Source organism: Caulobacter sp. GW821-FHT09B08 (assembly GCF_059418225.1).
In genome coordinates this window covers 188,460-206,251 of sequence record NZ_JBWKPL010000003.1, presented here as the reverse complement: position 1 = coordinate 206,251, position 17,792 = coordinate 188,460, and the positions used below count along the sequence as shown (strand labels likewise).

At 69.1% G+C, this 17,792-nt stretch carries 22 protein-coding genes and 1 riboswitch; of the genes, 7 read left to right on the top strand and 15 right to left on the bottom strand.

Translation table 11 applies throughout. The features are described from left to right. Positions 1-161: 161 nt before the first annotated feature. From AC07OA_RS11710 to AC07OA_RS11690, 5 genes are all read right to left on the bottom strand, one after another. A complete protein-coding gene (locus AC07OA_RS11710) occupies positions 162-530 on the bottom strand; it encodes a hypothetical protein (RefSeq protein ID WP_494663978.1) in 369 nt (122 codons plus the stop codon). Further along, the gene (locus tag AC07OA_RS11705; protein ID WP_494663977.1) at positions 527-1,045 is read right to left on the bottom strand and encodes a dihydrofolate reductase; all 519 of its coding nucleotides are present in this window, start codon (positions 1,043-1,045) and stop codon (positions 527-529) included. Before AC07OA_RS11705 ends, AC07OA_RS11710 begins: the two co-directional genes overlap by 4 nt. 68 nt (positions 1,046-1,113) lie before the next feature. Further along, the gene (locus AC07OA_RS11700) at positions 1,114-1,542 is read right to left on the bottom strand and encodes a PaaI family thioesterase (protein WP_494663976.1); all 429 of its coding nucleotides are present in this window, start codon (positions 1,540-1,542) and stop codon (positions 1,114-1,116) included. Beyond that, positions 1,539-2,381 carry a thymidylate synthase gene (locus AC07OA_RS11695; RefSeq protein WP_494663975.1) on the bottom strand — a complete coding sequence of 281 codons (843 nt, stop codon included), beginning with the start codon at positions 2,379-2,381 and terminating at the stop codon, positions 1,539-1,541. The genes AC07OA_RS11700 and AC07OA_RS11695 overlap by 4 nt, the downstream gene beginning before the upstream one ends. Before the next feature lie 81 nt (positions 2,382-2,462). Next, entirely contained in the window at positions 2,463-3,017 is a 555-nt protein-coding gene (locus AC07OA_RS11690) for a DUF924 family protein (RefSeq protein ID WP_494663974.1), read from the bottom strand. Positions 3,018-3,142: 125 nt separating this feature from the next. On the opposite strand from AC07OA_RS11690, the gene AC07OA_RS11685 reads away from it, so the two are divergent. Beyond that, positions 3,143-4,144, top strand: a complete 1,002-nt coding sequence (locus tag AC07OA_RS11685; RefSeq protein ID WP_494663973.1) for an RcnB family protein — start codon at positions 3,143-3,145, stop codon at positions 4,142-4,144. A 49-nt stretch (positions 4,145-4,193) separates the two neighbouring features. Here AC07OA_RS11685 and AC07OA_RS11680 read toward each other — a convergent pair whose 3' ends face one another. Beyond that, complete coding sequence (locus AC07OA_RS11680) at positions 4,194-5,129, bottom strand: NAD(P)H-dependent oxidoreductase (RefSeq protein ID WP_494663972.1); 936 nt, start codon at positions 5,127-5,129, stop codon at positions 4,194-4,196. A 167-nt stretch (positions 5,130-5,296) separates the two neighbouring features. Between AC07OA_RS11680 and ilvC the strand changes: the two genes are divergently transcribed. Then, complete coding sequence (gene ilvC, locus AC07OA_RS11675) at positions 5,297-6,316, top strand: ketol-acid reductoisomerase (RefSeq protein ID WP_492912811.1); 1,020 nt, start codon at positions 5,297-5,299, stop codon at positions 6,314-6,316. Between the two features lie 120 nt (positions 6,317-6,436). After that, positions 6,437-7,087 (top strand): hypothetical protein, encoded by a 651-nt coding sequence (locus AC07OA_RS11670; RefSeq protein ID WP_494663971.1) that lies wholly within the window; start codon positions 6,437-6,439, stop codon positions 7,085-7,087. A 6-nt stretch (positions 7,088-7,093) separates the two neighbouring features. Here the strand turns inward: AC07OA_RS11670 and AC07OA_RS11665 are convergent, their stop codons facing one another. Further along, positions 7,094-7,903, bottom strand: a complete 810-nt coding sequence (locus AC07OA_RS11665) for a CAP domain-containing protein (RefSeq protein ID WP_494663970.1) — start codon at positions 7,901-7,903, stop codon at positions 7,094-7,096. A 41-nt stretch (positions 7,904-7,944) separates the two neighbouring features. Here AC07OA_RS11665 and AC07OA_RS11660 point away from each other — a divergent pair, with 41 nt between their 5' ends. Next, entirely contained in the window at positions 7,945-8,508 is a 564-nt protein-coding gene (locus tag AC07OA_RS11660) for a nucleoside 2-deoxyribosyltransferase (RefSeq protein WP_494663969.1), read from the top strand. 180 nt (positions 8,509-8,688) lie between these two features. Here the strand turns inward: AC07OA_RS11660 and metE are convergent, their stop codons facing one another. Further along, a complete protein-coding gene (gene metE, locus AC07OA_RS11655) occupies positions 8,689-11,025 on the bottom strand; it encodes a 5-methyltetrahydropteroyltriglutamate--homocysteine S-methyltransferase (RefSeq protein WP_494663968.1) in 2,337 nt (778 codons plus the stop codon). A 118-nt stretch (positions 11,026-11,143) separates the two neighbouring features. After that, positions 11,144-11,372: riboswitch (cobalamin riboswitch) on the bottom strand. Positions 11,373-11,424: 52 nt separating this feature from the next. Continuing rightward, a complete protein-coding gene (locus AC07OA_RS11650; RefSeq protein ID WP_494664305.1) occupies positions 11,425-12,084 on the bottom strand; it encodes a tRNA1(Val) (adenine(37)-N6)-methyltransferase in 660 nt (219 codons plus the stop codon). A 226-nt stretch (positions 12,085-12,310) separates the two neighbouring features. Here AC07OA_RS11650 and AC07OA_RS11645 point away from each other — a divergent pair, with 226 nt between their 5' ends. Then, on the top strand, positions 12,311-13,321 hold the full coding sequence (locus tag AC07OA_RS11645) for a polyprenyl synthetase family protein (RefSeq protein ID WP_494663967.1): 1,011 nt from the start codon (positions 12,311-12,313) through the stop codon (positions 13,319-13,321). Between the two features lie 17 nt (positions 13,322-13,338). Then, positions 13,339-13,929, top strand: a complete 591-nt coding sequence (locus AC07OA_RS11640; protein WP_494663966.1) for a hypothetical protein — start codon at positions 13,339-13,341, stop codon at positions 13,927-13,929. A gap of 4 nt (positions 13,930-13,933) precedes the next feature. Here AC07OA_RS11640 and AC07OA_RS11635 read toward each other — a convergent pair whose 3' ends face one another. Further along, positions 13,934-14,788, bottom strand: coding sequence for an FkbM family methyltransferase (locus tag AC07OA_RS11635; RefSeq protein WP_494663965.1), 855 nt, complete (start codon positions 14,786-14,788; stop codon positions 13,934-13,936). 166 nt (positions 14,789-14,954) lie between these two features. Here AC07OA_RS11635 and AC07OA_RS11630 point away from each other — a divergent pair, with 166 nt between their 5' ends. Further along, positions 14,955-15,356, top strand: coding sequence for a YccF domain-containing protein (locus AC07OA_RS11630; RefSeq protein WP_494663964.1), 402 nt, complete (start codon positions 14,955-14,957; stop codon positions 15,354-15,356). A gap of 3 nt (positions 15,357-15,359) precedes the next feature. On the opposite strand, the gene AC07OA_RS11625 is transcribed toward AC07OA_RS11630, so the two are convergent. Genes AC07OA_RS11625 through AC07OA_RS11605 form a run of 5 tightly spaced genes read right to left on the bottom strand, consistent with a single transcriptional unit; the run spans position 15,360 to position 17,790 of the window. Continuing rightward, complete coding sequence (locus tag AC07OA_RS11625; protein ID WP_494663963.1) at positions 15,360-15,677, bottom strand: CcdB family protein; 318 nt, start codon at positions 15,675-15,677, stop codon at positions 15,360-15,362. After that, positions 15,671-15,913, bottom strand: coding sequence for a type II toxin-antitoxin system CcdA family antitoxin (locus tag AC07OA_RS11620; protein WP_494663962.1), 243 nt, complete (start codon positions 15,911-15,913; stop codon positions 15,671-15,673). Before AC07OA_RS11620 ends, AC07OA_RS11625 begins: the two co-directional genes overlap by 7 nt. A 13-nt stretch (positions 15,914-15,926) precedes the next feature. After that, the gene (locus AC07OA_RS11615; RefSeq protein ID WP_494663961.1) at positions 15,927-16,667 is read right to left on the bottom strand and encodes an AAA family ATPase; all 741 of its coding nucleotides are present in this window, start codon (positions 16,665-16,667) and stop codon (positions 15,927-15,929) included. Then, positions 16,664-17,347 carry a phytanoyl-CoA dioxygenase family protein gene (locus AC07OA_RS11610; protein WP_494663960.1) on the bottom strand — a complete coding sequence of 228 codons (684 nt, stop codon included), beginning with the start codon at positions 17,345-17,347 and terminating at the stop codon, positions 16,664-16,666. Before AC07OA_RS11610 ends, AC07OA_RS11615 begins: the two co-directional genes overlap by 4 nt. Continuing rightward, complete coding sequence (locus AC07OA_RS11605) at positions 17,344-17,790, bottom strand: GNAT family N-acetyltransferase (RefSeq protein WP_494663959.1); 447 nt, start codon at positions 17,788-17,790, stop codon at positions 17,344-17,346. The genes AC07OA_RS11610 and AC07OA_RS11605 overlap by 4 nt, the downstream gene beginning before the upstream one ends. Between the last annotated feature and the right edge of the window lie 2 nt (positions 17,791-17,792).

The window sequence follows — 17,792 nt, the reverse complement described above, 5'->3', positions numbered from 1 at the left end:
GCGTCTCTCCCTGGATGGCGCCTCTGACGGGCGCGTGGAGGGAGTAAACGGTCGTTTGAAGGGGGCGGCAAGCCGTGATCGGGGACATGCACTTGTGCGTGTCCCCAACAGGAAGCGCCGAGCCTGGAATTGGGGACACGCGCATGCGCATGTCCCCGGCTTCAGTTCAGATCATAAAGCTCGTAGGCGATCAGCGCGCCGTCGCTGGCCAGGAAGGCGCGGCCGTGGGCCGAGCGGACCAGGGCCTCGCGATCCAGCCACTTGGGCGTGGCGTCCGAGGCGCCCGAGCCCTGCAGGGCGCAGGGCACGGTCAGGCGCACCGACTGGCGGGGCTTGAAGCGGGCGCCGCGCTCGGCCCGGATCGCCCGGCCGAACACCCGGCAACTGGCCACCTCGCCGCTGTCGAGTGGGCGCACCTTCAGGACGTCGAACACCACCACGTCGGTGGCGGCGGCGCGGGCCAGGCTGTCGCTCTGGCCGAAGCCCGCCGACAGCGTCAGGACGCCGGCCAGGGCCGCCAGCCAGCTCATCGCGCCCGCTCCAGCACGCGGAAGACGAAGGCGTGGTCGTCGTCGGGGCCGGCGGGGTGTTCTTCGCGTCGCACCTCGGTCCAGGCGCTCTCGTCGAAGGCGGGGAAGGTGATGTCGCCGTCCACCTCGGCCTGGACCTCGGTGAGATACAGGCGCTTGGCCTTGGGCAGGGCCATCTCGAACAGGGCGTGGCCGCCGATCACGCAGACCTCGTCGACGCCGTCCTCGGCCGCCTGTTCCTTGGCCATCTGCACGGCCTCCAGGAAGCTCTCGCAGACCACGGCCTGGGGCGGCTCGAACGTGCCGTCGCGCGACAGCACGATGTTCATCCGGCCGGGCAGGGGCTTGCGGGGCAGGCTGTCCCAGGTCTTGCGGCCCATGATCACCGGCTTGCCCAGGGTGGCGGCCTTGAAGATCTGCAGGTCGGACTTCAGTCGCCAAGGCAGGTCGTTGTCGCGGCCGATGACGCCGTTGAGCGAGCGGGCCACGGGGCCGACGGTGAGGATCACGGACATGGGTCCTGTTTAGCGTGCGTCGCGAGGATGGACCACCCGCCGTGTCGGACGCCCGACCGTTCAGGTCGTCAGCCGCCGAACGGAACCACCACCTGTTGCGCCGAGGCGCGGGCGATCAGTTCGCCGTCGGGGCGGCGGAAATCGGCCTCGACATGAATCATGCCCTTGGTCGCGGCGACCACGCGGCCCTCCAGGCTCAGAACCTCGGCCTTGCCCACCCGGATGAAGTCGATCTTCAGGTTGCTGGTGCGGAACATCGCATCGCCCGGCGCGACGGTCATGGCGGCGAGGGCCAGGATCTGGTCGGCCAGGGCGGCGATGTAGCCGCCGAACAGCGAGCCGTCGCTGTTGAGCAGTTCGGGCGCCGGCGTCCAGGTCTTGCGGACCCAGCCTTCGCCCCAGTCGTTCAGGCCGCCCAGCTTCAGGGTCTGCACGACAGGCGGCAGGGGCGTATCGCCGCCCTTGATCTGGTCGAGCCGGTCGGTGGCCCAGGTCAAACCGCGACCGCGGCCTTGATGTGCGGGTGGGCTTCGTAGCCTTCCAGCTGGAAGTCCTCGTACTCGAAGGCGAAGAGGTCGCGCTTGGGGGCGATCTTCATCGTCGGGAACGGCTTGGGTTCGCGCTGCAACTGCTCGCGGGCCTGGTCCAGGTGGTTGAGGTACAGGTGCGCGTCGCCGAAGGTGTGGACGAACTCGCCCGGCTCCAGCCCGACGACCTGGGCGACCATCAGGGTCAGCAGGGCGTAGGAGGCGATGTTGAACGGCACGCCCAGGAAGACGTCGGCGCTGCGCTGGTAGAGCTGGCAGGAGAGCTTGCCGTCGGCCACGAAGAACTGGAACAGGCAGTGGCAGGGCGGCAGGGCCATGTCCTCGACGTCAGCCGGGTTCCAGGCGCTGACGATGTGGCGGCGGCCGTTGGGATTGGTCTTCAGGCCCTCGACGAGGTTGGCGATCTGGTCGATGGACCGCCCGTCGGGCGTGGCCCACGAGCGCCACTGCTTGCCGTAGACGGGTCCGAGGTCGCCGTTCTCGTCGGCCCACTCGTCCCAGATGCGCACGCCGTTGTCCTTGAGATAGGCGATGTTGGTGTCGCCCTTCAGGAACCACAGCAGTTCGACGATGATCGACTTCAGGTGCAGCTTCTTGGTGGTCAGCACCGGGAAGCCCTTGGAGAGGTCGAAGCGGATCTGGCGGCCGAATACGCCCAGCGTGCCGGTGCCCGTGCGGTCGCCGCGCTGGGCGCCGTTCTCCAGGATGTCGGCCAGCAGGTTCAGGTACTGCCGCTCGGGATGGTCGGCGGCGGCCTGTTCGGCGTGGATGGGCGTGACGGCGTTCATGGGCCGACTTTGGGCGCGAATCGGGCCGATGGGTAGTGCGGCGGATCGGACCATCCACAGGCCCCCGCCGCTTGTCCCGCCCTAACCAGCGAAACCGCCCTCGTCGAGGAAGGCCTGTTCGGCCGCCGTCGTGGTCCGGCCCAGGGCGGCGTTGCGATGGGGGAAGCGGCCGAAGCGCGCGATGATGTCGCGATGGGCGATCGCCCATTTCAGGCTGTCGGCGTCGCCGGTGTCCTTCAGCAGGCCTTCGAACAGGGCCAGGCTCCGTTCCTGGTCGGCCAGCAGTTCGGAATGCTCGTAGGGCAGGTAGAAGAATGGCCGCAGTTCGGACGCGACGGCCTTGTCGTGGCCGGCGGCGATGGCGGCGGCGGCGATGGCGCGGGCCTTGCCGTCGGTGGCGAAGGCGTGGCCGCTGTCGCGGTAGAGGTTGCGGGGAAACTGGTCCAGCAGGATCAGCAGGGCCAGGGCGCCTTCAGCCTGCTCGGCCCACGCGTCGTACTTGCCGCGCGCGGCGGCCAGGTGGACGGGCTCGAACTTCAGCCGGATGGCGGAATCGAAGGCCTCGGACTTGGCGAACCACTTGGCCGGTCCGGCGGCGGCCCAGAAGGTGATCACGTCCTGGGGATGGGCGGTCATGACAAAACCCCTTCCTGACTCTCGAACGGGCAGAGTCGTTCAAACGCGGTTCATGGAGCAAGGACGACATTGCATACAAGGGATGAGCGATGGGGCCAGCACAAGGCCCCCTGGAGCACTTGGACATGAAACGTCTGATAACGACCGCGCTGGTGCTGTCACTGCTGGGCGGGGCCGCGGCCCAGGCCGGCGCGGCCGGCGCCGTGGTCGGCCAAAGGGACCGGCAGGGCCAGCAGGGCGGCGGCGATCGCGGGCCGCGCCAGGACGGCGGCGGCGGCGGTTGGCGTCAGCCTTCGCAGCAACAGCCCTCCGGCGGTGGTGGCGGCGGCGACCGTGGTGATCGTGGCGGTCGCGGCAATGGCGGCGGTTGGGGTGGCCAGCCCCAGCAGCAGCCTCCCCAGGCCCAGCCGCCCGCGCAACCGCCTCAGGCGCCCAGCCCGCAGCCGGGCCGTGGCGGCGGCGGTCGCGGCGACGGCGGCGGCTGGGATCGCGGCGGCCAGAACCAGGGCGGCGGTCGCGGCCCCGGCCAAGGCCAGGGTCAAGGTCCTGGTCAAGGCCAAGGTCAGGGCCGTCCGGATCAAGGTCAGGGTCGTCCCGACCAGAACCCGGGTCGTCCCGGCCAAGGCGGGCGTCCGGATCAAGGCCGTCCGAACCAGGGCGGCTGGGATCGCCCCGGCCAGGGTCGCCCCGACCAAGGCGGTTGGGACCGTCCCGGCCAAGGCCGGCCGAACCAGGGCGGTTGGGATCGTCCGGGCCAAGGTCGTCCGAACCAAGGCGGCTGGGACCGTCCCGGTCAGGGCCGTCCCGGCAACAACGCCCAGTGGCGCGATCGCGACCGCGACCGTCCGCGCTACGACCAGAACCGCTATCGCCCGGCCTATCACGCGCCGCAGCGTTACCGGGCGGCGGCCTACCGCTATCCGCGCGGCTGGTATTCCTATCAGTGGTCGTTCGGCGACTATCTGCCGGGCGGCTGGTACGGCTCGTCCTACTATCTGAACGCGGGCATGTACGGCCTGCCGTATCCGCCGGTCGGCTGCGAGTGGGTGCGGGTCGGCGACGACGCCGTCCTGGTCGACATCTGGTCGGGCCAGGTGCTGAGCGTCTATTACGACCTGTTCTGGTAACAGGTGACACGGATGGGGACACGCGCATGCGCGTGTCCCCGATCGCATCTCAGACGTTCGTCGTCGACTTGGCCGCCCGCTCGTCGTCCTTGACGGCGACGACGCCCTTGGGGCCGACATGGGCGACGAAGCCCTTCACCCAGGCGTCGAACGCGGCCATCCCCGCCTTTTCGGTCATCATGTCGTCGGTCTGGTCGTCGGCATAGGGCTTGCCCTCGCCGAAGGTCCCGACCTTCCACAGGTCGTCCGGGACCTCGATCCCGCTATAGCGGCACTGCCAGACCAGCCCCTGGTAGGCCAGGCGCTCGTCGGCATAGGGTTCCTTCTTCGGATCGAACCAGGCCTTCTCCTTCACCAGCCAGGGCCGGCCGTCCTCGCCGATCTCGACACCTCCGCCGTCACAATAGGTGAAGAACCCCGCCGTGCGGCCCTCCAGATGGTTGTGGGTCAGCCGCCGCCATTGCGGCGAGCGCTCCAGGGCCTGGGCCTTCAGGGTGTCCTTCTTATCGATCAGGTCCGGGCGCGGATTGCCGCCGGCCGCGCAGACCAGGCGGTCGAACATCAGCTTGAAATTGGTGGTCGGCCCATACCAGTTGGTCGGGCCGATGAACGCCCAGGCGTCGGCGCGGGCCAGGCGGCCGTAGAGGTCCAGGTCCCACATCAGGTCGGGCTGGGTGGTGCTGCGCGGGCCGTAGCAGTTGCAGGGATAGACGCACAGCGCCATCGACGAGGAGACGCAGGCGTTGCAGGCCTGGATCTTGGGCTTGCCGTGCTGGTTGCCCAGGTCCTCGGTGTCGACCTGCCAGGCGGCGGGCAGGGCGGCGGCCATGCGCAGCATCAGGGCGCGGGCCTTCGAATCCAGGCCCGGACAGCTGTTGTGGCGGCGCTGCGAGCCGGCGATCACCAGCACCCTCAGGGCGCGTTCCTCGGCGGGTTGGGGCGAAACGATCGGGGCGTCTTGCGACGCTTCTTGGGGGCTGGGCATGGCGGTGGAACGCCCCAGAGTCTAAAACGTCGCCGCAGAGGCTTTCGCGTCACGATGTTCTGCCGGCTTCGCCTTGACGAAACGGCAAAAAAACGCTCAAACGCCCGGCCTTTGTCGCTTCGCCGTTGCGCGGGGCGGCCATATTGACCAGTCCTTGGAGAAAAAACATGCGCGTCTATTATGATCGCGACGCCGACCTCGCTCGTATCTTGGACAAGAAGATCGCGATCGTAGGCTATGGTTCGCAAGGTCACGCGCACGCTCTCAACCTTCGGGACTCCGGCGCTTCGAACGTCGCCGTCGCCCTGCGCGCCGGTTCGGCCACCGCCAAGAAGGCCGAAGGCGAAGGCCTGAAGGTCATGACCGTGGCCGAAGCCGCCGCTTGGGCCGACCTGATCATGATCCTGGCGCCCGACGAGCATCAGGCCGCGATCTACAAGAACGACATCGCGCCCAACATCCGCGACGGCGCGGCCCTGCTGTTCGCCCACGGCCTGAACGTCCACTTCGGCCTGATCGAGCCCAAGGACACCATCGACGTCCTGATGGTCGCCCCCAAGGGCCCCGGCCACACCGTGCGTGGCGAGTACCAGAAGGGCGGCGGCGTGCCCTGCCTGATCGCGGTGCACCACAACGCCACCGGCAACGCGCTCGACCTCGGCCTGGCCTACGCCAGCGCCATCGGCGGCGGCCGCTCGGGCATCATCGAGACCAACTTCCGCGAGGAATGCGAAACCGACCTGTTCGGCGAGCAGGCCGTCCTGTGCGGCGGCACGGTCGAGCTGATCCGCGCCGGCTTCGAAGTGCTGGTGGAAGCCGGCTACGCGCCGGAAATGGCCTATTTCGAGTGCCTGCACGAGCTGAAGCTGATCGTCGACCTGATCTATGAAGGCGGCATCGCCAACATGAACTACTCGATCAGCAACACGGCCGAGTACGGCGAATACGTCACCGGTCCGCGCATCGTCACCGCCGAGACCAAGGCCGAGATGAAGCGCGTGCTGGAAGACATCCAGTCGGGCAAGTTCGTCCGCGACTTCATGCTCGAGAACGCCGTGGGTCAGCCCTCGTTCAAGGCCACCCGCCGTCGTTCGGGCGAGCACCAGATCGAGGAAGTCGGCGCCCGCCTGCGCGGCATGATGCCCTGGATCGCCAAGAACAAGCTGGTGGACGTGACCAAGAACTAAGGTCGCGGCTTCATCGCCGGAACGACGAACGGCGGGCTCGAAAGGGCCCGCCGTTTTTCGTTTGGCGAGGAAGAGCCAAGCGCTAGTTTGCGGAAGACCTCGCAACTGGGGACCCATGACTTGAAACCACCAAGCCCAGAGGCGCTCCGGCGACGCGAGGCCCGCGGTACGCTTGAAGTCGAGCACATTCTGGCTGCCGGCCGCGAGCCGTCGCTCGAACTTGCCGAGACGCTCGAAGCCCTGGCTGCGGAGTATGATTGGCAAAGGGCTCCGTGTTTTCCGCTCGTGCCGTTGAGGACCTGGAGCGAGGTCGTCGTCCACTATTGCCGAGGTGGATACAGCGCCTTGGCGACAATGGTCGTCACCCCCGAATGGCGGCGGTTCGTGCTGGGGCTGCTCGAAGAGCTTGGCGGAGAGCAGGCCTTCGAGGTCGTTCTGGTGTCGGCGTCCGGCCTTTCACTGGATGCTGTGGATGACCTCGACGGGGCCTTTCAGGTTGCCGCGTCGATCAATCTTATTGGCATGAAGGGCAACGGCGTCGCCCCGGAAGCGCAGCAGCGCGCTCGTGCCTTTCTTGATCGATTGCTGCCGTTGTCGCGTAGCGATGCCGAGACGGGCACTGTTCTTTGCGCGCTGCGATATTTTGGAGACGACCATTCGCTGGACCAGGTCCGCGCCACGCCTGACCTGTCGCCGTCTTGGCGGGGGGCGAAGACCGCCGCCATCAGGGCGATCAAGGCGCGGATGCGGCGGCAGGCGCAGGTCGCCTGACAGCGTCTACCCCAGCACGAACACCGGCCCCCAGGCCACCAGGTACTTCCGCGCGCCGGTCGACAGGTGGGGGCGCAGTTGCCAGGCGCCGGGCGGCAGGGTCTGGGCGCGGGGGTCTTCGACATAGGTCTCGACCAGGGCTTCGGCGCCGGGTTCGGACACCGAGAACTGGTCGATGCGGGGGCTGGCGCGCGACAGCGAGACGCTGATGGCGCCCACCGAGGCGACGCGCAGCGGGGCGGGGGCGGGCAAGCGGGCCGAGACCTCGGCATAGGCGCCCACGGCGATCACCTCGCGGCCCCGGCGCAGGGCGCCGTAGCCCACGTGGGTGAAGGTGGGCGCCAGCAGGTTGGCGCGGTGGCCGGGGCTGTTCTTCCATTGGCCCATGATCTGGTCCGGGCGGACTTCGCCGTCGCCGTTCAGCCGCTCGGCGATGTTCTCGGCCGGGGCGCCGACCAGGTCGCGGGCCAGCAGGCCCACCCGGGCGGCGGGGCCGAAGCCCTCGCGGGTCATGTGGTCGAAGACGGCGGTGCGGGCGATGTCGGCGGCGTGGGCGCGGGCGGCCAGGGTCAGGCCGGGATCGGGCGCCAGCTCGCGCAGGCCCTTCACGCGCCGGAAGATGTCGCCCAGGTCGTGCAGGGCGTCCTCGAACTCGGGATCGAAGTCGCCGTCGCTCTGGGCCAGTTGGGTTCGCAAGCGGCGGTCATAGGCCAGCCAGGGCGCGCTGGGGGCGGCGAACACGCGATGCGGGGTCAGGCCCAGCGTGGCCAGGCCGGCGGCGGCGATTAGGGCGCGGCGGTCGATCAAGGTCTTCAAAGCGGTTGACAGCGTCCTCTTTCCGCAAGCTCTAAGGCCTCATGAGACCCGTACGTTCCATATGGCTGGCCGGCCCCGAACCTTGGCTGCCCGACGCCCAGACGCAAGCGGCTCGCCAGCGCGCCCTGTGCGCCGACAACAGCTTCGTCGGCGTCACCGCGCCGGTGATCGTCGAGGCCGAGACCGACAATGTCGAGATCCAGGCCCGGGAACTTTACGCCGAGCGCATGGCGAAACTGCGCCAGTCCGACGCCGGGGTGATCAACCTGACGCCGTTCCGGGGCGCATCCTGCGCCGCCGCCGCCGCCTTCGAGGCTGGGGTGCTGGCGGGGCTGGGGAGGCCGGTGGTGGCCTATCTGAACATCTCCGACGTCAGCCAGGCCGAATATGTCGACCGCGTCGAGGCCCATGTCGGCGCCCAGCGCGACGAGCACGGCGTCTGGCGCGACGGCGACGGCTGTGTGGTCGAGGACTTCGGCCTGCCCGAGACGGTGATGCTGTGGGCCGAGGCGCGTCGTCTGTTCGTGATCATCACCGACGATCCGCTGCACGACCTGACGGGGCTGGAGATGTGTCTGGAGGCCCTGGCGCTGTACGCGGAGTAGGGGGCTTCCAGCTCGCTACTCCCTAGCAGCCGTCATCCCGGGCCTTGTGCCCGGGACCCCTGGTTCAACCCGCACCTGAAGAGCAAGCGGTTCGCTGGCGAACCGCCCCTCCCGCACTTGCAGCGGACAGAGGGGTTCCGGGCACAAGGCCCGGAATGACGGTTGAAGGGGAGGGGCTGGCTACCCAACCGCCAACAGCGCCCGCGCGGCCTTCGCCGCCGCCACCATGTTGACCAGGGCCGGACGCACCTCGTCCCACTTGCGGGTCTTCAGGCCACAGTCGGGATTGACCCATAGCTGGCCGGGCGACAGCCGCGCGCCGGCCCTGGCCAGCAGGGCGACCATCTCGTCCTGGCCGGGCACTCGGGGCGCGTGGATGTCGTAGACCCCGGGTCCGATCTCGGCCGGATAGGCATAGGCCTCGAAGGCGTCCAGCAGCTCCATCTTCGAGCGGGCGGTCTCGATGGAGATGACGTCGGCGTCCATCGCCCCGATGGCGGCGATGATGTCGTTGAACTCCGAATAGCACATGTGGGTGTGGATCTGGGTGTCGTCGCGGACGCCCGAGGCCGTCAGGCGGAAGGCCTCGACCGCCCAGTCCAGATAGGCCTGGCGGTCGGCGCGGCGCAGGGGCAGGCCCTCGCGTAGGGCCGCCTCGTCGATCTGGATCACCTTGGCGCCGGCCGCCTCCAGGTCCAGCACCTCGTCGCGGACGGCCAGGGCGATCTGGCGGCAGGTCTGGCCGCGCGGGATGTCGTCGCGGACGAACGACCATTGCAGGATGGTGACCGGGCCGGTCAGCATGCCCTTCATCGGCCGGTCGGTCAGCGACTGGGCGTAGCGCCACCAGTCCACGGTCATCGGTTCGGGCCGCGAGACGTCGCCGAAGATGATCGGCGGCCGCACGCAGCGCGAGCCGTACGACTGCACCCAGGCGTGCTTGGTGAACACGAAGCCCGACAGGCGCTCGCCGAAATACTGCACCATGTCGTTGCGCTCGAACTCGCCGTGCACCAGCACGTCGATGTCGATCTCCTCCTGCCAGGCCACGGCCGCGGCGGTCTCCTCGCGCAGGAACAGCTGGTAGTCGGCGTCGGCCAGGGCGCCCTTGGCGTGGGCGGCGCGGGCCTTGCGCACGGCGCCGGTCTGGGGGAACGAGCCGATGGTGGTGGTCGGCAGGGGCGGCAGGTTCAGGCGGGCCCGCTGCAAGGCGATGCGCGTGGCGAACGGGGCGTCGCGGCGGGCGTCGTCCGGGGTCACGGCCGCCAGACGGGCCTGGACGGCCGGGTCGTGGATGCGGGGCGAGGCGCGGCGGGCGGCGGCGGCCCTGGAGGCGGCCTCCAGGGCCGGGCGCACGGCGGCACGGCCCTCGTTCAGGGCCTTGGCCAGCACCGTCAGCTCCTCGATCTTCTGGACCGCGAAGGCCAGCCACTGGCGCACTTCCGGATCCAGGGCCGTCTCCAGCTCCAGATCGATCGGCGCGTGCAGCAGCGAGCACGACGGCGCCAGGATGATCCGGTCGCCGCCGCGCCGCGAGACGATGGGGTCCAGGCGGTCGAGGATGGCCTCCAGGTCGGCGCGCCAGACGTTGCGGCCGTCCACCACGCCCAGCGACAGCACCAGTCCCTCACGGGCCGACGACAGCACCGCGTCCAGCTGTTCCGGCGCGCGGGCCAGGTCGACGTGCAGGCCGTCGACCGGCAGGTTGGCGGCGGTCGACAGGTTGTCGCCATAGGCCCCGAAATAGCTGGTCAGCAGGATGCGCAGGCCCGGCGTGGCGTGGGTCAGCAGGCCGTAGGCCCGGCGCAGCTCGCCGCGCTCGAAGTCGGTCAGGTCCAGGGCCAGGCACGGCTCGTCGATCTGCACCCAGTCGGCCCCGGCGGCGGTCAGCCGCTGCAGCACCTCGACATAGATCGGGATCAGCGCCGACAGCAGCGACAGGGGCGAGAAGCCGGCGTCATGCGTCTTGGCCAGCTTCAGGAAGGTGACCGGGCCCAGCAGCACCGGCCGGGTGCGCACGCCCAGGGCCTTGGCCTCCAGGACCTCGTCGATCGGCTTGGTCGACGACAGGGCGAAAACCTGGCCGCGCGACACCTCGGGCGTCAGATAGTGGTAGTTGGTGTCGAACCACTTGGTCATCTCCATGGCCGGCAGGCCGGCGCCCTGGGCGTGGTGGTGGCCATGCTCGCAGACCTCGGCCTGGCCCTGGGTTCCGCGCGCCATGGCGAAATAGCTGGCGGTGTCGACCGCGCCGCCGGCCTCGCCATAGGCGGCCGGGATGGCGCCGACCATGACGCTGGTGTCCAGCACGTGGTCGTACAGCGAGAAGTCGTTGCTGGGCACGTGGTCCACGCCCAGGGCCTTCTGGCGGCTCCAGGCCTTGGCGCGCAGCTCGGCGGCCGTGGCCAGCAAGGTGGCGGCGTCGGACTTGCCGGCCCAGTGATCCTCCAGCGCGAGCTTCAGCTCGCGGCGAGGGCCGATGCGGGGAAAGCCCAGGGTGGCGACGGTGACGGTCATTTCAAAAAGCCTCTGCCGGTGATGTGGCGGAGGCTGGCCGGGGCGCGGGCAGGGGATCGCGCACGGACGTGCGGGTCCGGTCGCGCCTTGCTAGCGACCAGACCGGGCACCCCGCCGGAGGACGTTATCTGTCGAGGCAGGTCTCCTGGCTCACGGGTCAGCGCCCCTGTCCTGGCCTTCCCGACACGCCACCGATCCAGCTCGGCGCGTCAGTGACACGTAACGGACAGCGGCTCGCCGCTCACAGTTGCGGGGGCAGCACCGGATTCGGGTTTTCAGGCCCTCACCGGCTTCCCTCTTAGCTCCGGACGCGCGAACGCCCGCAGACCACGACCAGTCTAGGAAGCGCCCGTTCCGATCGGTCGTCAAGAGGGATATAAAGATATCTTTATATGATTTTCACCAGCCGAGCGCGGCGTCGCCCCGCAGGATCGCCTCGGCTTGGGGGGAGTGCCCCGACGTCTCGCGCCCGTGCAGCACCAGCGGCGGCAGCAGCACCAGCGGCGCCTTGCCGGTCTTCACCGCTCGTACGATCACCCGCTTGGCCGGCGCGTCGGCGAAGGGCGAGACCGGCCGCACCTTGAACGAGCCGGCCTTGGGCGCCAGCAGGGCCAGGATGTCGGCCAGGCGGTCGGCGCGGTGGATCAGGGTGATGGTCCCGCCCTCGCGCACCGCCTTCAGGCAGAAGCTCGTCCAGGCCGCCAGCCCGCCGTCGGCCATCCAGGCCCCGGACTTCTCCGGCGCCGGCGCGCGCAGGGCGCCGGGGTCGTCGAAGAACGGCGGATTGCTGATCACCGCGTCGAACACCGGCAGGTCCAGCGCCCGAAAGCCGCGCTCGACGTCGCCGGCCAGGATCTCGACCCGATCCCTCAGATCGTTGAGCGCGACGTTCTCGCGCGCGAGGCCGGCGGTGGCCGGATCGCGCTCCAGGCCGACGAATCGGACGCCGGGACGCCGACTCGCCGCCGCCAGCAGGGCGCCGCCCACCCCGCATCCGGCCTCGATCACCCGCTCGCCGGGGTCCGCGTCGCACGCCGCCGCCAGCAGGGCCGCGTCCATGCCGGCCCGGTATCCGGACACGGGCTGGCGCAGCCGTACACGGCCGTTCAGGACGGTGTCTTCGCTGACCTCGAGGGGCGGTATGTCGTCCGGCAACGTTTCAAGCCTTGTGCTCGCCTTGACCCTGACCTATCCCGCCACCATTGTCGCTCGCAACGGCTGATCAAGCCCACGAGACGCGAGGCGCACGCCGACCGCCGGTGGGTGTCAGTCAGGGAGTATGGTTTTGGACGCAGCTGCAGCGACCCTCGCCCGCGAACCGGGATCGGTGGATCGTCTCGTGCGGCTGGCCGCCGGCGACATGGCCGGGGTCGACGCCCTGATCACCGCGCGCATGCAGAGCGAGGTCCCGGTCATCCCGGCCCTGGCCGAGCACCTGATCGCCGCGGGCGGCAAGCGCCTGCGCCCGCTGCTGACCGTGGCCGCCGCGCGCCTGGCTGGGTCGGACAACGACAGCTGCCTGAAGTTGGCCGCCGCCGTCGAGTTCATCCACACCGCCACCCTGCTGCACGACGACGTGGTCGACGGCAGCCAGCTGCGCCGGGGCAAGGTGGCCGCCCACCTGATCTGGGGCGCGGCGCAAAGCGTTCTGGTCGGCGACTTCCTGTTCGCCCGCGCCTTCGAGCTGATGGTCGAGACCAACTCGATGAAGGCGCTGGAGATCCTGGCCAAGGCCAGCCGCGTCATCGCCGAGGGCGAGGTGCTGCAGCTGACCCGCAGCCACGACCTGAACCTTTCGCAGGCGCTGTATCTCGAGATCATCGGCGCCAAGACCGCGGAGCTGTTCGCCGCGGCTTCGGAAGCCGGCGGCGTGTCGGCGGGCGTGTCGGCCGAGAAATCCGACGCCCTGCGCGCCTACGGCATGAACCTGGGTATCGCCTTCCAGCTGGCCGACGACGCCTTGGACTACGGCGGCGCCACCGAGGCCCTGGGCAAGAACGCCGGCGACGACTTCCGCGAAGGCAAGGCCACCCTGCCGCTACTGCTGGCCATCGCCCGGTCGGGTCCGCGCGAGGCCGAGTTCTGGGAACGCGCCATCGGCCGTCGCGAGCAGACCGAGGCGGACTTCCGCCGCGCCCGCGAGCTGATCGTCGGCACCGGCGCCCTGGAGGCCACGCTGGACCTCGCCGCCGAATATGCCGACAAGGCCAAGGCGGCCCTGGCGGGCTTCCCGGCGGGCGACTGGCGCTCCAGCCTGGAGAGCCTGGCCGACTTCGCGGTCAGCCGGAGAGCCTGACGATGTCGAAGCGAAGCGTGTCCCAGACGAACATGCTTCCGCTGGCGCAGGACGGCCCGCTGCCGCGCCTGGAGACCATACTGGAGACCACGCCCCAGAATCCCAGCGGCGACCCGCACGGCCATGGCGCCGCGCAGGAAGCGGGGGAGGTGGCCGGCAAGGTCATCGGCGGCGGCCTGGGCGTGGTGATCGGCTTCGGCATCCTGCTGCTGGCCTTCGGTCCGGTGCTGTGGGCGCCGTTGTGGGCCGCAGTGCTGGCCGGCACGCGCACCGGCGCCCTGGCGCACAATGTCTGGCTGGGCACGGCCGTGGGGATCCTGGCTGCCCTGGCCGTGGGTTTCGTCCAGTTCCTGCTGCTGGTCCAGAAGAGCCCGATCCTGCGCTATCCGGCCGTGCTGCTGTTCTCGCTGGCCTGGGTGGGCGGGCTGTGGCTGGAGATCACCGCCCCGCCGCACAACTGGCTGCTGCCGCCGCCCTGGCACACGCCAGGACCGTGGGCGATGGCCATCGTCGGCGTCGGCACTGTGATCTATGCAGGCCTCTACCTGCTGATCCTCTCGCGCTTCGGCAAGGGCCGCTGGGCCAAGCGCTGGCAGTTGATCAGGTAGCGGCTTAGCCCTTCGCCTTCAGGCACAGGTCCAGGTGGGTGCCGCGGTCGACCTCCACATGGTGCGTCCAGGCCGCGTCGATCTTGGCGATCACCTCGGCGGGCGTGTCGCCCTTGACGGTTTCGCGCTTCTTCTTGCGATGCAGGATCTCGACGCCGTAGCCCATGTCGAGGAAGAAGCTCAGCAGGGCCGAGCCCTCGGCGCGCGAGGTCTCGGCCTGGAAGCGCGGCGAATATTCCAGGAAGGTGATCGGCTTCTGCTCGGCCATGAAGGCCTTGGCGCCCATGAAGGCGCGATATTCCATGCCCTCGATGTCGATCTTCATCACGTCGACTTTGCCTAGTTCCCCGCGTAGCAGGTCGATCGGGACGACCGGCGCGAAGTCGTAGTCGGAGAGGTCGTCCGGGGCGGCCTGGCCCGCAGGCTCAAGCTGGTGGTTGTTGTGCATGGTCTGGCGACGCATGACGGCCGTCTCCAGCTTGTCGGACACGCCCACCAGGATCAGGCGGATGTTGTCGACGGCGTTGGCCTTGGCGCTCTCCAGGATCACCCGGCCGTTGCCGGGGCTCATCTCGATGGCGATCACCTGGCCGGTGGGGCCGATCTTCTTGGCGGCGGGCAGGGCGAAGGCGCCCCAGCTGGCGCCGACGTCCAGCACGGTCATGCCGGGTTTCAGGGTCTGCAGGAAGTAGTCCAGCACCCAGGGCTCGTAGTCCTTGCCGTCCAGCAGCTGCTTGGTGATCACCCAGTGGTCGGGCATGCGGTAGGTGCAGCCGCGGAACTTCACCGAGGCGGGAACGGGGGCGACGCCGACCGGCAGCGAGATGGCTTGGTGCTTCTTCTTGCGGAACAGGCCCATGGGATCCTCGTGACGGCGCGTGGAATCGCGCGCGGCGCTTTCGTTTCTCGTCCGTCACATAGCGATAGCTTGTGGCAAGGTCACGTCCGCAGGCATGAAAACGGCGAAGCTCGACATCGGCCGCGATTCGTCGCACGCCTAGGGCCTGCCTCGCCGGAGACGCGTCATGATCCGCCTGCTGCTCAACATCCTGTGGTTCATCTTCGGAGGTTTCATCTCCGGCTGCCTGTGGCTGCTGGGCGGCGCGCTGCTGGCCATCACCATCGTGGGCCTGCCCTATGCGGGCGCGGCCTGGCGGATCGCCGGCTTCGCCTTCTGGCCGTTCGGCAAGGAGATCGTGTCCCGCGACGCCCTGACCGGCCAGGAAGACCTGGGCACCGGTCCGCTGGGCTGCGTGCTGAACGTGATCTGGTTCCTGCTGGGCGGCTGGTACATCGCCCTGTCGCACCTGATTGCCGCCGCCGCCGAGGCCGTGACGATCATCGGCATCCCCTTCGCCATCAAGGACCTGCAGCTGGCCCTGGTGGCCCTGGCGCCCATCGGCAAGACCGTGGTGGAGAAGCGCTAAGCCTCAGAAGCCGGTGAACAGCCGATCGACGGCGCGACGGATGTCGTCTTCGTAGGTCAAGAGAGAGCCGCGAGAGCGACCTAGTCGTGAACGTTCGACATTGGCCAGGAACGCCGTGTTCACGACTAGGTTTTCGTCGGCGAAACTCACTTCGACCAAGATTTTGCCGCCTTGTACGGATTGATCGAGACGCATCAGAGGCGCGATGACCAGCGTCGGCAGAGCCTCGAACAAGTGGGATTGCAGGACGACGACATAAGGGATTGTTGCGCGCGTCGGCGCGCTCGGGTTGTCGAATACGTCGTACTGACGGATCACCACGTGCGCAGATCATCTCCAAATGCGCCGTGCTCTTCGACGAACTTATGGAGTGCCTTCAGCGCCTCGGCGTTCTCCTCGGCCCATCGCCGGGCGCGTTCCTCGGCGCCGGCGGGATCGACCTTCTGGAGGTGCAGCCGCAGTTGGGTCTCGCTCATGCCGGCGACGGAAATCCCCAGCCGCTTGGCCTGAGCCAGCAGCTCCGAGTCTATGCCGATGTCGAGTTCGACCTTGCCCATGGGGCGAAGGCTATCATGGCTCCTCGTCGTCCGACAGCAGCACGTCCAGGAAGGTCTGGCGGCGGTTGAGGAAGTTGCGGGTCACCTGGAAGTGCTCGGTGTCTTCGTACTCCACACGCTCCAGGCCGCGTTCGGAAGCCTGGTAGATCCAGGCGTCGGGATAGCCCAGCAGGATCGGCGAGTGGGTGGCGATGATGAACTGCGAGCGGGCCAGGACCAGCTCGTGCAGCCGCGCCAGGAACGACAGCTGGCGCTGCGGTGACAAGGCCGCTTCGGGCTCGTCGAGGATGTACAGCCCGTCGCCCCGGAAGCGGTTGTCGAACAGGGCGAAGAAGGCCTCGCCGTGGGATTGTTCGTGGAGAGGGACGTCGCCATAGCCGGAGACGCCGACTTCCTCGATATAGCTGGCGACGTTGAAGAAGCTCTCGGCCCGCAGGAAGTAGCCGTCGATGGGCCGCAGATGGCTTCGGACCCGGCGGATGTGCTGGGACAGCGGCGAGTGGGAGGAGCGGGTGGTGAAGTTCACGCCCGTCGAGCCGCCCTCGGCGTTGAAGCCCCAGGCCACGGCCAGGGCTTCGATCAGGGTCGACTTGCCCGAGCCGTTCTCGCCGACCAGGAAGGTCACGCGCGGATGGAAGGCCAGGCGGTCGAGATTGCGCACCACGGGCAGGTTGAAGGGATAGGCGCCGGGGTCCCACCCCTCGCGCCGCTCGAACAGCGCCTCGATCCAATACGGGCGGTCGAGGGCGGTCATCTCGTGGTCACGCCCGCCCAGGAGAGGCCGCCGGGCAGGTCGAAATCGGCGTAATCGACTTGCAGCACCCGCCGTCGGCGCGGCGGTTCGGCGCGGTCGGAGGCATGCAGGATCGGAGTGGCGTAGGCCCAGACGTCGCCGGCCTTCGCCAGGCAATCGATCACCGGATGCTCGGCGGCGCGGGCGGCCACGTCGCTGGCCGCCACGCGGCCCAGGCGGTGCGAGCCCAGCGCCGCGCGCAACGGAGCGTTGGCGGCGTCCACGGGGTCGAGATGGACGCGCAGGGTGACCATGCGGGCCAGGATCGCGAACGGCGGGGCCACGTGCAACTGGCCATCCTTGGTGGACCAAGGGCCGAAGCCGTCGACCTCGATCCGCTCGGCCACGGGCAGTACACGGTCCTGGTGCCAGGCGACGGCCCAGTTGGAGTCCGGCGTCTTGTCGAACATCACGGCCCGGACAGGGCGAGCGGCGGGCGAGGTCAGGCGGGCGGCCAGGGCACCGACGGACCCCGTGGTCGCCAGGATGGGATCGAGCACCTCGGCGCCGCGCAGACGGGCTCCGGGACGTGCGCCCACGGCCTGATCGGCAAGGTCTTGGAGCATCGAGAGCTCGCCCGCCGATAGGACGTTGGCGAAATGGGCTGCGCCATCCCGCGCGAAATCGAGAGGTGCGCTCATCGGAGACTCCGCCGCAGCACGTGCGTCCAAGGTCCTGACGCGTCCGGCGAAAAGCCCTGGGCTTCCCAGAAGGGCGCGGCGGCGGGGGAGGCGGTGGCGTTGCAGGTCAGGAGGTCGACCTGGTCGAGGGCTTCCTGCACCAGGGCCGAGGCCAGGGTGCGGGCCACGCCTTGCCGGCGGAAGGCGGGGCGAACGTAGAAGCGGCGCACGCGGCGGGCGGGTTCGGTGGCGGCGGTCTCGACCGACAGGCCGCCGATCCCCGCCGGTTCTCCCGCGAGCAGCGCGCCCAGTAGGGTTTCGCCATCGCGGTCGAAGCGCTGGTCGCCGCTGGCCCACCCCTGAGCCAGCAGCGCCATGTGGCCGACGCCCTCGCTCGCCGCGTCGGCGAGGAGAGCGTCGAAGCCTTCCGGAAGTTCGTGGATGATCCGGATCAGCTGGATCAACG